The sequence below is a fragment of the Rossellomorea sp. NS-SX7 genome (assembly GCF_052828565.1).
The window spans coordinates 2,428,049-2,443,000 of record NZ_CM128249.1; the positions used below are offsets into that span (position 1 = coordinate 2,428,049).

The 14,952-nt window shown below is 41.8% G+C and carries 15 protein-coding genes; 1 reads left to right on the top strand and 14 read right to left on the bottom strand.

Annotated elements, in window-relative coordinates:
• Nucleotides 1-326 precede the first annotated feature (326 nt).
• The 13 genes from ACUXV2_RS12200 to ACUXV2_RS12260 form a co-directional block, all read right to left on the bottom strand.
• Entirely contained in the window at nucleotides 327-1,559 is a 1,233-nt protein-coding gene (locus ACUXV2_RS12200; protein ID WP_446243477.1) for a hypothetical protein, read from the bottom strand.
• Nucleotides 1,531-2,085, bottom strand: a complete 555-nt coding sequence (gene sigX / locus ACUXV2_RS12205) for an RNA polymerase sigma factor SigX (RefSeq protein WP_446243478.1) — start codon at nucleotides 2,083-2,085, stop codon at nucleotides 1,531-1,533. The genes ACUXV2_RS12200 and sigX overlap by 29 nt, the downstream gene beginning before the upstream one ends.
• Nucleotides 2,086-2,313: 228 nt before the next feature.
• Nucleotides 2,314-4,083, bottom strand: a complete 1,770-nt coding sequence (locus tag ACUXV2_RS12210) for an ATP-binding protein (RefSeq protein WP_446243479.1) — start codon at nucleotides 4,081-4,083, stop codon at nucleotides 2,314-2,316.
• A complete protein-coding gene (locus ACUXV2_RS12215; RefSeq protein ID WP_446243480.1) occupies nucleotides 4,080-4,796 on the bottom strand; it encodes a response regulator transcription factor in 717 nt (238 codons plus the stop codon). Before ACUXV2_RS12215 ends, ACUXV2_RS12210 begins: the two co-directional genes overlap by 4 nt.
• Nucleotides 4,797-4,909: 113 nt before the next feature.
• Nucleotides 4,910-6,085 (bottom strand): c-type cytochrome biogenesis protein CcsB, encoded by a 1,176-nt coding sequence (ccsB, locus tag ACUXV2_RS12220; RefSeq protein ID WP_446247063.1) that lies wholly within the window; start codon nucleotides 6,083-6,085, stop codon nucleotides 4,910-4,912.
• 11 nt (nucleotides 6,086-6,096) lie between these two features.
• On the bottom strand, nucleotides 6,097-7,734 hold the full coding sequence (gene resB / locus ACUXV2_RS12225) for a cytochrome c biogenesis protein ResB (protein ID WP_446243481.1): 1,638 nt from the start codon (nucleotides 7,732-7,734) through the stop codon (nucleotides 6,097-6,099).
• A 39-nt stretch (nucleotides 7,735-7,773) separates the two neighbouring features.
• Nucleotides 7,774-8,304, bottom strand: coding sequence for a thiol-disulfide oxidoreductase ResA (gene resA, locus ACUXV2_RS12230; RefSeq protein ID WP_446243482.1), 531 nt, complete (start codon nucleotides 8,302-8,304; stop codon nucleotides 7,774-7,776).
• Between the two features lie 226 nt (nucleotides 8,305-8,530).
• Nucleotides 8,531-9,262: a pseudouridine synthase gene (locus ACUXV2_RS12235; RefSeq protein ID WP_446243483.1), complete on the bottom strand. Its 732-nt coding sequence runs from the start codon at nucleotides 9,260-9,262 to the stop codon at nucleotides 8,531-8,533.
• A gap of 550 nt (nucleotides 9,263-9,812) precedes the next feature.
• Nucleotides 9,813-10,343, bottom strand: coding sequence for a spore maturation protein (locus ACUXV2_RS12240; RefSeq protein WP_446243484.1), 531 nt, complete (start codon nucleotides 10,341-10,343; stop codon nucleotides 9,813-9,815).
• Nucleotides 10,344-10,937 carry a nucleoside recognition domain-containing protein gene (locus ACUXV2_RS12245; RefSeq protein ID WP_446243485.1) on the bottom strand — a complete coding sequence of 198 codons (594 nt, stop codon included), beginning with the start codon at nucleotides 10,935-10,937 and terminating at the stop codon, nucleotides 10,344-10,346.
• Nucleotides 10,930-12,075 carry a D-alanyl-D-alanine carboxypeptidase gene (locus ACUXV2_RS12250; RefSeq protein ID WP_446243486.1) on the bottom strand — a complete coding sequence of 382 codons (1,146 nt, stop codon included), beginning with the start codon at nucleotides 12,073-12,075 and terminating at the stop codon, nucleotides 10,930-10,932. Before ACUXV2_RS12250 ends, ACUXV2_RS12245 begins: the two co-directional genes overlap by 8 nt.
• A gap of 180 nt (nucleotides 12,076-12,255) precedes the next feature.
• On the bottom strand, nucleotides 12,256-12,849 hold the full coding sequence (gene scpB / locus ACUXV2_RS12255) for an SMC-Scp complex subunit ScpB (RefSeq protein WP_446243487.1): 594 nt from the start codon (nucleotides 12,847-12,849) through the stop codon (nucleotides 12,256-12,258).
• Entirely contained in the window at nucleotides 12,836-13,627 is a 792-nt protein-coding gene (locus tag ACUXV2_RS12260; RefSeq protein WP_446243488.1) for a segregation/condensation protein A, read from the bottom strand. Before ACUXV2_RS12260 ends, scpB begins: the two co-directional genes overlap by 14 nt.
• A gap of 180 nt (nucleotides 13,628-13,807) precedes the next feature.
• Between ACUXV2_RS12260 and ACUXV2_RS12265 the strand changes: the two genes are divergently transcribed.
• Nucleotides 13,808-14,329, top strand: a complete 522-nt coding sequence (locus ACUXV2_RS12265) for a DUF309 domain-containing protein (protein ID WP_446243489.1) — start codon at nucleotides 13,808-13,810, stop codon at nucleotides 14,327-14,329.
• 34 nt (nucleotides 14,330-14,363) lie between these two features.
• Here the strand turns inward: ACUXV2_RS12265 and ACUXV2_RS12270 are convergent, their stop codons facing one another.
• Nucleotides 14,364-14,717 carry a GNAT family N-acetyltransferase gene (locus ACUXV2_RS12270; protein ID WP_446243490.1) on the bottom strand — a complete coding sequence of 118 codons (354 nt, stop codon included), beginning with the start codon at nucleotides 14,715-14,717 and terminating at the stop codon, nucleotides 14,364-14,366.
• Between the last annotated feature and the right edge of the window lie 235 nt (nucleotides 14,718-14,952).

A 14,952-nucleotide genomic window follows, 5' to 3' on the forward strand; every position in this document is an offset into this window, starting at 1 on the left:
GGTATTTACGTACTTCATTGGTTCTGCCAGCACTGATGCCGAAAATGACTTTACTTGAAACTGTATGTACAACTTTCCAAAAATATGAAATGCAAAAAATTCCCTTCTGGTAGTTTGCGTAAAATGGTGAAAAATATACGAAGAATTATAGATATCCGATAAAATCATCTGAAAACTCGCACCATTACTGATGCAGAAGATGCCACCTCTAGAAATCAAGCTGAAAAATCACCTGGAGTCCCATATATTTACCAAACGGACTAAAAAGTCCATCAACAAAAAAACGACCGAAATAGAATCAACATTCCATCTCGGTCATCCATGATCTATTGCTCCAACTTTTTTTTGTTCGGACTTAAAGGCGTCGCAAGCGGCTCTGTAAAGGTGAAACCGTTCCATTGTTCCTGTTCGATGTTTTGGAACTGAACTTTTTCATAGCCTGAACTCTTGGCGGTAAGCAGTATCCCCTCAATGAATTCCTGTGCATGATGAAAATTCATTGAGTTTAAATCTACTGTCTTATTGAATCTGACAGTGACCACATTTTCAGCTTCTGTCACATCCATTGAAATACTTTCTGGTATCACGCTTTTAAAGAACTCTGAAGGAGTTTCTTTCATTGCTTCTATCGATTGCTTTACATTTTTACTGGAGATGGAACCCGGAACCAGGTAGCTGCCGTGTCCGCCAGGTGAATAACTATAAAATGCATGGTGTAAGTCCTGATTCAGCGGGATGGAGGATAATGGTCCATAATGACTGAATTCCGGTGTACTACCATCTTTATATTGAAGGTTGATTTCCTTCACATCTTTCTCTTCAAATGAATATAGGAGTGATTGATAAAAATTGGACTCGATTGCACTGCTTCCACTGTAAGGATGGTTCTCTTCAAGGATCAACACTACGCTTTTTTTGTCTTCACTGAGTGTTAAATCCCCCTTGATAGGAAAATAATCCTGAAACCCCCACTCGGTTTCCGGCAGCCGGCCGGAAATGGTTTCATAGTGCTCCACCCAATCTTTCTGGCTTTGATCGACTGCTGCAACGACCGAAACCGGTACTGGTATCGCATCACCAGAAACAAGCCCATATGAATAAAAGTCTTTCTCAGCCACATCTTCCTTAAATACTGAAAGTCTTTCATGCTGCGGTTCTTTTTCTGGAGCTAAGAGTGTCTCTGTTTCTTTGTCATGTTCTTCTGCCATTTTGAGTTGACTTTCTCCATTGGAGTCCTGCGCCAAACCGGAGTCTGATTCGGTAGAGGGTGAGTCCTTTGCCGTTTTTGCTTCACCACCTGAAGAATCAGTGGAAAAAGCACCTTCCATCGCGCTGTCTTCGCCTGAAAGCTGTGACATCAGTGCAGGTGACAAGAGAACTACAATAAAAAGAGCAGCAAGTGTCACAAGAGCCGGTACGTACCGCCGCAGACTGTTCCACGGCTTTTTCCCCATTTTCATTTTGGAGTATATATGAGATGGATGGCGGTCATCTTTTATTTTTGGCATCTGTTTGATCATCTCTTCGATATCACGATCGTTCCATTCTGATTTTCTCAATCTCCTTCTCCTCCTTTCTCAGGCGCTGACTCATCTCTATTTTCAGCCATTTTAATGCTCTATGCTGTGTTGTCTTCACTTTACTTTCTGACCACTCCAATATTTCAGCCGTTTCTTTGATGGACAACTCTTGAAGGTAGCGCATGATGATGACGAGACGATAGTCTGTCGAACTGTGCTTCAAGCATTGATATAATACTTGTATTTCTTCATTGGCGACAACGATTTCTTCAGGAGGTGCATCATCTGAAGGCAGATCATTGCGGTTCCAATCGAATTTTTCCAATATCCGATTTTTCCAATTTTTTTGTTTTCTGAAATGATCGATCGCCACATTTTTAGCAATGGAAAAAAGCCATGTTTTTTCAGAACTTTTCCCTTCAAAATGCTGATATGACTTAAGGACCCGGATATACACTTCCTGAACCATGTCTTCCGCCTGCTGCCGGTTTTGCACCATGTATATCAAGAAGTTAAAGACATCCTGGTGATATTTAGAATATAATTCGTCAAAAACGGAGTTCATTTTACCCCTCCCCGTCAACTAATTAGTCGATTATTTTTTTAAAAAGTTACACATCGAAACATTTTTTTCAACCGATTTCAAAACCGGACAATAATCGAAAAAAGCCAACAGTATTCCCTGCCCTCAGAGGTGTCTACTGCTGACTTTTTAATGAAAATTGTTCCCCATGTAACAAGATTTATCGTCACATTTCTTCATTTTCCTTATTTGCCGGGGATTTTCATCGATTTATGACCGAAAAGGAAGAAAGAATGTGAATGTTGTCCCTTGGTCAAGTTTGCTATGAACCTGTATATGGCCATTATGACCTTCCACTATGTTCTTAGCAATTGCCAAGCCAAGTCCTGTCCCTGATTTCCCCCGCGTCCGTGCTTTATCTGCCTTATAAAAACGTTCAAATACGAAAGGAAGATCTTCTTCAGGAATTCCCGAGCCAGTATCTTTTACATGAAACAAAAATCCACCCTTCCCTTCCGTTAATGAAACCGTAACGGTTCCTTCTTCAGGAGTGTGCCTTACTGCATTATCGATCAGGTTTGTCAATACTTGCTCGATCCTGTCTGGATCCATTGTCATTTCCTTTTTCAAATCGACATTGCTTTCAAAGTAAATCGAAACCCGGTTATCCCTTGCAAGTCCGAGAAATTTATTCGTCACTCTCTCCGTAAACGACATGATCGGGACAGAGTCCTTGTTTAACGTGATATGGCCTGCTTCCATTCTTGCAAGATCCAAAAGGTCATTCACTAGACGTCCCATTCTAAGGGATTCATCATAAATGATACGTGCGATTTCTTTCTTTTCTTCTTCAGATTCTGCGATGTCATCCACAATTGCTTCACTGTAGCCTTGCAGCATGGATATCGGTGTGCGAAGTTCATGGGATACATTTGCAATGAAGTCCTTGCGCAGTTTATCCAATCTTCTCTCTTCGGTCATATCGCGGACGACCATAACTGCGCCCCTGATTGTATTATTATTGTATAGGGGACTTACAATCACAACATAAGACCTTCCTTGAAGAGTGATTTCTCCTGTCTGCTCAGTCTCGGTGACGACTACATTTTGGAGGAGCTCTTTGACCGAAGTCGGAATCGGCTCATCACCCATGTCGCTCTGTTCGTAATACCATTGCTGCAGGAACCGGTCTGCCGGGGGATTTGTTATCAGAATCGTTCCATCCCGGTTAAACGTGATGACTCCATCTGCCATACTGCTTAAAATGCTCGAAAGCTGTTCTTTCTCCTGACTTAGGGCATTGATATGAAATTTGAGCTGTCTTCCCATTTGATTGAATCCAGTAGCTAATTCCCCTATTTCATCCTTTGTCAGGATGGGTACCTTCGTATCGAATTTTCCCTTTGCCACTTCAAAAGCTGCTTCCCTCATTTTTCTCAGAGGTGCCGTTATACGCGTGGAAAGGAAAAAGGCAAAGATGGTAGTCAGGATGATAGCGATCCCGGCTGCAAGAAGGATGAGCTTAGTTGTTTGCCGTGTTGTATCTTTAATAACCCCAAGTGACTGATATAAATACACAGCCCCGTCCCGGTCATCAATATGCAGCGGCGTTCCGACCACTATGATATTCTCATATCTGTTATCTGAAGAATCGGAGGATAATTCAAATTCTTTTTTTACCTTTTTTTCTTCAGAGACCCTTTTCAAATCTTCATCTTTTAAAATCAGGGAATGAATATCACCATGATTCCCTTTTGAATCATGAGAATATACAGATTTATCATCATCGAGCACAATCAGGATATTGACCGGTTCATCAATGATTTCCTTTCCCAGTTCCATCCCCAGTTCCAGATCTTTATGATTTTCGACGATTCTGGCTACTTTTTCTGCTGTATTCGTTAATTCTTTCTCGACTTCATCCACATGATAGTTCTGGAAAAACTCGAGCAGCAGGATCGTTAATATAAAGAGGACAAATGAGACCAGCAATAAAATGGTGACCCACAGTTTTCCTACTACACTTCGCCAAAGCCTCATTCATTTGTAACCTCGAATTTATATCCCACTCCCCAAACGGTGACAATCATTTTAGCTGCCATCTCAGATACTTTGTTCAGCTTTTCTCTCAATCGCTTCACATGTGTATCAACGGTTCTTAAGTCTCCAAAGAACTCATAGTGCCATACTTCTTTAAGAAGATGCTCCCGGTCAAACACCTTATCAGGGGATTTTGACAGGAAATACAGCAGTTCATATTCTTTAGGGGTCAGGTTGACATCCACCCCGTCTGCAGTTACGCGATGTGCATCATTATCGATTGTCAGATGAGGATACACGATGAGATCTTTCGCTTTTGCCTCTGTTTGTATGTAATTCGTTTTGGAAGACCGTCGTAACAATGCTTTTACTCTGAGGACCACTTCCCTTGGTGAAAATGGTTTAACGATATAATCGTCGGTCCCTACTTCGAAGCCCTGTACTCTGTTCACTTCTTCCCCTTTTGCCGTCAGCATGATGACAGGGGTAGACTTTGTTTCACGAAGATGCTTGCACACCTCGATCCCATCCATTCCAGGCATCATGATATCAAGTAAAATACAATCATAATCATTTTCAAGGGCTTTTCCTAAAGCATCTTCACCGTTTTCAGCTTCATCAATGATATAATTTTCTCTTTCTAAATACATCTTCAGCAATCTTCTAATGCGGTCTTCATCATCTACAACCAATATGCGAATGATTTCCTCCATGAATAGGTCCTCCTTTTAGGTAATTCCATCATTATCCTTATTGTAATTCAAAAAAGAGACTGACTCAAAGAGAATTTGATTCCCGTTTCGTCAGCCTCTCAGTCCTGTCCCGATTATGCGTATGAATGCAATCCAGCGATGATCAGGTTTACAGCCACTAAGTTAAACATGATGATAGCGAAACCGATAACTGCCAGCCAGGCTGACTTTTCCCCATGCCATCCTTTTGAAAGACGGAGATGCAGGAATGCGGCGTAGAACAAGAAGGTGATAAGCGCCCACACTTCTTTGGGATCCCAGCCCCAGAACCTTGTCCAGGCGATTTGAGCCCAAATCATGGCAAAGATCAATCCGCCCAAAGTGAAAACGGGGAACCCGATCAGTACAGAACGGTAACCGATTTCGTCCATTAAGTCGAGGTTAACACTCTTAACAGCAGGCTGTATCTTAGCAGCTATGCGCTTCCGGAATACGAGGCGCAATAACAGATAAATCACGGTTCCTGAAATAAATGACCATATGACCGTGTTCAATTTTTTCGCATTGATCAATGCCGGCATTTCCGCCCATGGTTCCATTGCATTTTCTGTTACTAATTCGCCCTCATTCGGGCCCACGATTGCAGGAAGAGTATATTCTGAAACTACTTCCTGGCCTTGTTGATTCACATAGTTAAAGGTTGCTTCATAATTCGATAACGTAAATCCTGTAGAAGCCACGATAAATCCAAGTACTACTATGATTCCATACATGACAGTCTCAAGCCAGAATGACTGTCTGCTTCCTTTTGTATGATCAACCGATTTCAATAAATAGATCAATCCAGCCACAAAGCTGATTGCAAGAATTGATTCCCCTGCAGCGACAGTGGTGACATGTATCTTTAACCAGTCACTTTGAAGAGCCGGAATCAGCGGGCTGATATCTTTAGGGAACATACTTGCATAAGCGATGATCAATAAGGCAATCGGCAAAGCCACTACACCAAGAATCGTCTTCTTATAAATGAAATAAATAATAATGAACGACCCTACCAGTGTCATTCCGAAAAATGTAGTATATTCAAACAGGTTGCTGACCGGAGCATGTCCAGCTACTGCCCATCTAAGGAAGAAGAAGCCGAGTTGAGCCGCAAATCCTATAATGGTAATGACAATCCCGATAAGGCCCCATTTGCTCTGATTTGTTTCTGTCGTATTCTTTTGACGGATGCTCCCGCCAAGAAATAATGTCGCAACTAAATACATAATAAAGGCGATATAAAGTAGATTACTACTCCATTCGGCCATTGAGGTCGCTGTCATCCTTGTTCCTCCTTACTCTCCTTTTCTTGCTGGTCCTCCGGCATTCCAATATCCGTTCCTTCCAGTATTGCTTTCAGCTCATTTTTCAAACCAAACCAGCCTTTGTTAGTATGTCCGGCCACTATTAAACTTCCATCCCCGCTTCTTCTGAACCAGAATCTGCGATGATGCCAGTAAGCGCCTTGTACAACTCCTATCATAAATATAGCTCCACCAAGAGCAATAATCCACAGGGTCAGATCCTTGTGAACGGTCAACGCCGATACATCTCGGGTTTCAACACCTGCAAATGAGACTTTGAACTCATTCTCACCGAGGGGTTCAAGGTTTTTTCTGATTCCTACGAAACTGATTTCACCTTCAGGTTTGTCTGGTGAAAATAGTTTAAACAGGAAGGCTGGGTTATCAGGAACCGGTTTATTAGAGATAGGCTCACCATTTTCATCAAAGCCTGTGAAGTTGGGATAATAGCCCATCAGCTCGATACGATACCCATTTCCAAAATCATATTTGTCCTTTGGATCAAATAAATCGACGGTAAATTCACCGAAGGTCTTACCGCTTTCTTTGTTATCGAATGTAAATGACATCGTCTTGAATTCATCCAACTTGTAGCTTGTCTGGTAAACCGCGAAGCTTTCAAATTTAAGAGGATGGTTTACTTTGATCGAGTCCTCTTTTTCTAATTTCAATTCTGCTTTTTCACCGGGAAGGGTCTTACCGGACTCTTTATAAAGCACAACATCCGATTGATAATTCTTCGCAATGGTGCCTACACGTTCAATCGTTTGCTGAAAAACCTCTTTATCTTTATTATCGTAGTTTTCTAGCGTGAATTCTTTGTTTTCAATATAGTACTCATCATTCGTGCCCGGAACTGCTTTCTTCTCTCCTTCACGGATCCAAATCGTTTCATCTATATACATTCCCGGTACAAAACGCAGCATTCCCCCAATCAAGAAGATGATCAGCCCTACGTGATTGACATATGGACCCCATCTGGAAAAACGATTTTTCTCAGCAAGGATGTCCCCATTTTCTTCACGGACCTTATACTTCTTTTCAGAAAGCTTCTTCTTGACTACCTCAAGGTTACCGTCTATGTCTGCTATCTCTGTCATTCCGTATATCCGCTGACGCTTCAAGAAGCTCTCATGGCGTGAAACACGCTGGGTCTTGAGGGCCCGGTGTAAAGGGATGACCCGATCCAGGCTGCAGATAACCAATGATACTCCGATGGAAGCTATTAATAAGAGATACCACCAGGAACTGTATAAATCGTGGAATCCGAGTGTGTAATAAAGTTTCCCAAAAAATCCGTAAACCTCTTCATAGTATTGATCAGGCGGCAGTACAGAAGGGATATATTGTTTTTGTGGAAGAATCGTCCCGACCGCAGAAGCGATCAATGTAATGACGATCAGCCAAACGCCCACTTTCACTGATGAAAAGAAATTCCACACTTTATCGATGATGGATTTATTATACGTCTGGGAGCGTCTGGCACTTCCCTCATAGCGCATATCATGCAGCTTTTCTTCTTTTGCTTGGGATGTCAGGGCACGTCCACATGATTCACAGAGAACAGTTCCTATAGGATTGACGTGTCCGCATTCACATTTTATTTCCTTCATAAAATAAAACTCCTTATGTTAAGTTCGAACTCTGTTGCACTATGGCTTGATGCTCTCCATATATTTTTTGACGTCTTCTTCTGTCATGGTGCCGGTAAGAACCTTTTCAACTTTCCCATCCGGATTGATAAGGAAGGTTGTAGGAAGCGGATCCACTCCATAGGCATTCAACACTTCACCATTTTTGTCGATGACAATCGGGAATTCAAGGTTATGCTTGGAAGCAAAACGATTAACCAGGAATTCTGACTCGCTCACATTGACAGCAAGCACCTGTACGCCTTGGTCTTTAAACTTTTTGTATTGGTTATTCATATACGGCATTTCTTCTTCACAAGGCTTACACCACGTACCCCAGAAATTAAGGAAGACGCCCTGTCCTTCGTATTCAGATAGTTTATGCTTCTTACCTTCCATATCTGTCAATACAAAATCAGGTGCAGGATCTCCCGCTTTTATTTGCCCTCTTTCGTCTTTGGTAAAGTTTGCATACAGGGTATACACGACTGCAGAGGTTAACAGAATGAGTATGATGCTTCTTATAAGCAGTCTGCGTTTCTTTTTGTTCACTTGACGATCCCTCCACCAATGTAATCGTTCTCACAATTGGAAATGATACTCTCAACAACAGGAAAGGGCCTGATTATATGATCAGTCCCTACAAATTTTGTCAGTTATCATTAATGCTATGTAGGGAATTCACCCTAACGACTAGGAAAATTCCCTTCTCATTATAACATTTATCATTTTTATGACAGCGCCAATATATGAATGATGTGTGACACTTTCGCGTCTTTTATCGTATGCTTCCCGTTTCCGCAAGAGTTCTGAGCTGTTTGACCTCATGAGGTGTCAACTCTCTGCCTTCACCTGCATTCAATCCGTGAAGTGTAAGGAAAGCAAACCTTTCCCGCTTCAGCTTCTGTACAGGAAATCCGATCGCCTCGAACATTCTGCGGACTTGACGGTTCCTTCCTTCGTGGATGGTGATTTCGGCAATCGACTTGCCTTGTTTCTTATCGATACTAAGCACTTTTACCTTTGCCGGTGCCGTCATTCCATCCTCCAGTTTGATCCCTTTTTCTAGTTCCCTGATTTTAAACTTTGGAGGGATTCCTTTTAGTCTGGCTACATAGGTTTTTTCAATCTGATTGCTTGGATGCATGAGCAGATTAGCAAACTCTCCATCATTTGTAAGCAGCAATAATCCCGATGTGTCGTAATCAAGACGTCCGACAGGATAAATTCTTTCTTCTATTTCAGGGAAGAAATCCGTTACAACCTGACGATTTTTATCATCTGTCACTGCTGAAATGACGCCTCTTGGCTTGTATAGCATGTAGTATACTTTGTTTTCCCTTTCGATTTGCACTCCGTTCACTTCAACTTTATCTGAAGACGAAACCTTTGTCCCAAGTTCTTTCACGACATTCCCATTCACTTTTACTCTGCCTTCTATGATTAACTGCTCGGCTTTACGTCTTGATGCCACGCCGCTGTGAGCAATTACTTTTTGTAAACGTTCCACGGTATTTCACCTCATCTGTTTTTCAAATACTTTTGTCTTCATGAATTATTACATAATCGGGACAAAATAGAAAGGCAAAAAGAAAAAACAGCACGGGTGGCTGTTTTTTCTTTTTTTTCACTTATATAGATATGCCTTATAAATTCATAAAAATTGTTGTCGGTTCGAACACCGCTGTTGGTTTCCGTGCAAGACTTCGCTTTCCGCGTGCGGCCGGTGAGCCTCCTCGTCGCTACGCTTCTGTGGGCTAGAAAAGCGGAGGCGGCTCGTTCAGCCCCGACAAGCATAAGATGAATGGGCCGGGAAGGCGTTCTTTGCCTTCTTGGACCATTTAGCTTATGACCTCGAGGGGCTAGCCGCCGGAGCTGGACCAGTCTCACCTGTCTCGCTTTTCCCGCAGGAGTCTTCGTCTTGCACTCCAACCAACAGCTGGAAACCATTAGAACAAAGATCCACACTAATGTCTTTTCAATTCATTTTCGCTTTATTCAATTTGTATTCTAATGGTCGTGAACTATTTTGCTTTTCCGCACGAAAAACTTACTGATTATCAAGCAAACATGATTGTGACGATGAAGATGGCAGCTGCTATGCCGACGAGGTCTGCAAGCAGTCCGACTTTCAGTGCATCTCCCATTTTCTTGATTCCGACTGCACCGAAGTAAACGGTCAGGACATAAAGCGTTGTATCGGTACTTCCCTGCAGGGTGGAAGCAAGTCTTCCTATGAAGGAATCAGGGCCATACGCTGCAACAATATCGCTCATCATCCCAAGAGCTGCTGTACCTGAGATCGGCCTGATGATGGCGAGCGGGACGATCTCAGGCGGGATCCCTAATGCAAGCAGCGCAGGTCGTAAAAGGTCAACAAAGAATTCCAATGCACCTGATTCCCTGAACACCGTGATAGCAACCAGCATCCCTATCAAAAAGGGAATGATGGAGACAGCTATCTTTATCCCTTCTTTTCCACCTTCCACAAACACTTCATAAGTCGGGACCTTCTTAAGAGTCCCATAGATTAGTATAAACCCTATCATGATCGGTATGAGCCACAGCGATATAGTTGAGATCCATTGCATCTATTTCACCTCGCGACGAGTACGTCTGTAATGAAAATATCGGTCTATTAAAATAGCACCTATGGTGGATAACATCGTTGCGATCAATGTCGGTCCTACAATTTCCGTCGGAGAAGCTGAATCATATTTCATCCTTATGGCTATGACCGTGGTCGGAATGATCGTCAGGCTTGATGTATTGATTGCTAAGAACGTAATCATGGATCTGCTTGCCGAATCCCTGCCTCCATTTAACTTCTTCAACTGTTCCATTGCCTTTATCCCCAGAGGAGTTGCTGCATTTCCGAGCCCGAACATGTTTGCGATCATATTTGAAAGGATATATCCCATGGCAGGATGATCATCCGGCACTTCAGGGAATAAACGTTTTACAAATGGCCTGAACAGTTTGGCCAGCTTATCCAGAAGGCCAGCTTCCTGTGCAATCCTCATGATACCCAGCCAGAATACCAGTACGCTGATCAAGCCGATACAAAGTGTCACAGCTTCATTGGCGGATTTAAAAATCGCTTCATTGATTTCTTCCATTCTTCCATTGATGATGGCAAATATAAGCCCGATTATGGTCATCCCTACCCAGATCAAATTAACCATTTCGACTTACTCCCAGGAAGGTTTCCATCGAATACGCCCAAAACTTCCACCAGCTTTTTTCTTTTTCAGGCTCCTCTTCTCCCTTAAAGTAAACAGGCAATGAATCTGCCTCTTTATCTTCCAAATAAATGACGGCCTTACCGACAACTTCCGGGACATTTTTATTCTTCTTCCACTCTTGATTTGGCTTTAACATTTTGTATTCGATTCTTACCGACTCTTCTTCACTATTTTGCAATGTCATGATCACATCCCGTTTCACATACACATGTCCTTCATAAAACTCATCATCAAATTTGTCGATGAATCCTTTTTCCAGAACGGTTTTGTAATCGTAACGCTTAAATCCATATTCAAACATGCGGATGTGGTCATTCCAATCGTCCGGTGCGTTCAACGTTACTGCAATCAAGTTCTCTCCGTCCTTGGAAGCGGTTGAAACGAGCGTTCTTTTGGCCAGTTTCGTATACCCTGTTTTACCGCCTGTACTATGTTTATAAAGCTCGGTGACCAGCCTGTTTTTATTTTTCCATTTTCGATCCCATTGTTCTTCAGGGTTGGGTGCGGTATGGACTTTGGTACCCGAAACCTTTTTGTAAATATCGTTTTCCATAGCATATTTGGTTAATAATGCCATGTCATAGGCAGTGGAAAAATGATCTTCATGGTCATCCAATCCATGCGGATTTGAGAAATGTGAATTCTCCATCCCAATTTCAGCAGCTTTTTGATTCATCAAATGCACAAACCCATCAAGGCTTCCACCCACCGACTCTGCGATGGCAACGGCAGAATCGTTTCCGGATCTGAGCATCAAACCATATACCAAATCCTCAAGCTTTATCTTTTCTCCTGCTTTTAAATAGAGAGATGATCCTTCTGTTCCCGATGCGTTTGAGGAAACAGTCACTTCTTCATCCATCTTACCGGACTCTATGGCAATGATCGCTGTCATGATTTTCGTGATACTGGCAATTCTGCTTTTACTGTGAGCATCCTTCTCGAACAATACCCTTCCTGTTTCCCCATCCATCAGAATCGCCCTTTGTGCACTTACTGAAGGTTCTGCCTGGACTTCCTTCGAAACGAAGACAAACAATAAAGCGAATACAAGCATATAATATATGTAAAATTTCATATTCTTCCTGCGCACACTCATCTACCCCTTTAATCGAACTTTGAAGTGTTTGTACAAGTTTATGCAGGACAAGCGCTAATATGAATGAAACATGAACTTCCTTTGACCTGGAATACCCTTCAAAAAAATGCAATAAAAAAACACGGCGGTCCGGGGACCTATCCGTGCAATTATTCTTTATTATTCACCTGAATCAATAGTTTCCTGAAATTTTTCAAAAAACAAGTCAGCTTCATCTTGGGCAAAATCTTCGACGATGTTTTCCGGAAGCGGAGGGAGCTCATCAAGATTATTCATGCCGAAGTAGTCCAGAAATTCTTTTGTTGTGCCGAACAGGTACGCACGACCTGTCCCTTCCGCTCTGCCGACTTCCTTCACAAGACCTTTTGAGGTAAGGGTATGAATTGGACGTTCTGTTTTGACTCCCCTTATTTGTTCAATTTCCACTCTCGTAATCGGCTGTTTATAAGCAATGATCGCAAGTGTTTCGAGTGCAGCTTGTGATAATGAGCTGACACTCGGTGATTCCACCAGTTTCTTTAAATAATCGGCATGACATTTCTTCGTTACGAGCTGGAACGTGCCTGCAAGCTCAGTCATGTAAATACCGCGATCATCATTTTCATCATAGTCTTTCTTTAAGTCCTGAAGGGTGTCGTTTGCTTCATCTTCACTCAGGTCAAGAACTGCGCAGACTTGTTTCAAAGAAAGTCCTTCATCCCCCGCTGCAAAGAGTAGACTTTCCAATATTCCCTTCCAATTAATGTTGTCCAACAAGTCCTACCTCCTCACATGACTCTACAAATATTTCCTTGAAATTATGTTCCTGATCTACGACAATCTGTTTTCTCTTCATCAATTCCAATACAGCAAGGAAAGTTACGACCAAATGCTCTTTGTCATCGGAAGGGAAAAGAGCGGTAAACGGCGTTCTTTTCTTTACTTTTCGCAAACTGCTTATAATTTCATCCATACGTTTCTCTATGGATATTTCCTGTTTTGTTATCCTAGTCTGAACCGGTCTTTGGATCTTCTTACGTCTTAATAGTTTATGAAAAGCACCCAGCATGTCATATAATGATACTTGAACTTCAGAGTTCTTCAGGTCTGCTTCATCGGTAAATTCCGTCAGGTCACTCGGCGGCTTCGTAAATACCTGCCCTCTTTCTTCCTCACGGGCTTTAAGCTCATTTGCCGCTTCTTTAAATTTCCTGTATTCTACCAGTCTCTCGACCAATTCGTCCCGCGGATCCTCTTCTTCAAATTCTATGTCTTCATCCTCGATGCCATCATCGTGCTTTGGGAGCAGCATCTTACTCTTGATGGCAAGGAGAGTAGCTGCCATGACTAAATATTCACTCGCCACATCCAGCTGTAGATTTTTCATCGTATGTACATATAATAAATACTGCTCCGTGATCTGAGCCATAGGTATGTCATAAATATCTACTTCTAAAGAATTGATAAGATGCAAAAGAAGATCGAGTGGACCTTCAAACGCATCGATCTTTACATTGTATTCCACTATATCACCAGTTTCTATTCCATTCATTCCTTTGAGCTACTTCTATAAGTATAGTAGATTAGACTCTAATCTCCAATAGTAATTTTTTGAATCGCAGGAGAGAGTTTTGGTACACTTTAAAAAGTTGTTTATTTAAACATTCACTTTAACCAAGCTTTTTTTAGAATAGAGGTCAATATGATAAACTAGCTGAAAGGGAGTGGTATCATGACATATCCTCAAGCATATATTCAATATCTTGTGTATTTCCATGGAAATCGCGATTATTTTGAATGTCACGAGGTATTGGAGGAATACTGGAAGGAAGTCGATCCGGGAAATCGTTCTTCTCATTGGGTTGGCCTCATCCAAATAGCGGTCGGTATGTATCACTACAGAAGAAACAATGTACACGGTGCAAAAAGAATGCTTGTAAAAGCTCTAAAAAATCTGGAAGAAAATAAAGAAGTCATTAACCGACTTGGGTTAGAATCCCCCACCTTGACTCAAACCATTGAAAAGACGATTCAGGATATCGATGAACACTTACCATATAACAGTCTTGACCTTCCAATAAAAGACCCTGCCCTCTTAAAAGAGGCAGAAAAACTATGCGGGAAAGAAGGTTATAAGTGGTGCATGCCAAGTGACCTGTCAAATCAGGAGCTTATCCATCGGCATTCAATGAGGGACCGGAGCCCGGTGATCACCGAAAGGCTGAATGCGCTCAAGAAAAAGAGACTGACTTAGCAGGATGACGCTGCCAGTCAGTCTCTTTATCATTTTAAACGATATTCTCTTCATCGCATCTTTCGAAAAAAGATGCCGTTTCCGAATTCGGTTTAACCGTTAACTCCGAATACATTTCTTTCAACTGTTTTACCATTGCTTTTCCGATACCTTCATGACGGTGTGACGGGTTAACCGATATATGTTGAACCTCTAAAGTGCTGTCTGTTTTATACACTCCGATTAATCCTACGATATCCTCTTCTTTCCATAAGAAAAGCTGCCAATTGTCTTCCGTTTCATATTGCTTCATTGTTTGTTGAAGCTTTTTCAGATCTTTTTCATTTGGCATGAAAGATAATAGACCCATTGCAATCTTTTCGAATGCCTTTTTATACCGAATTAACATAATTACCCCTCGTTACGTTTTTGCACCTATAATGGCTTTTATGACCATTATAGACAAAAACAATAATTTTTAAATCAATTAGAGATTGATTTCCGATCAAGAATTAAATCACGTCAATAAGATGAATGTTAACTTATCTTACTAAAATTAGTTTGTTTATTCAACCTAATTATTCTAGTTCCCCGCAAGTACAAACCAATAAAGCAGTCCGCCCAGGAGACCGAGGATCAATAAA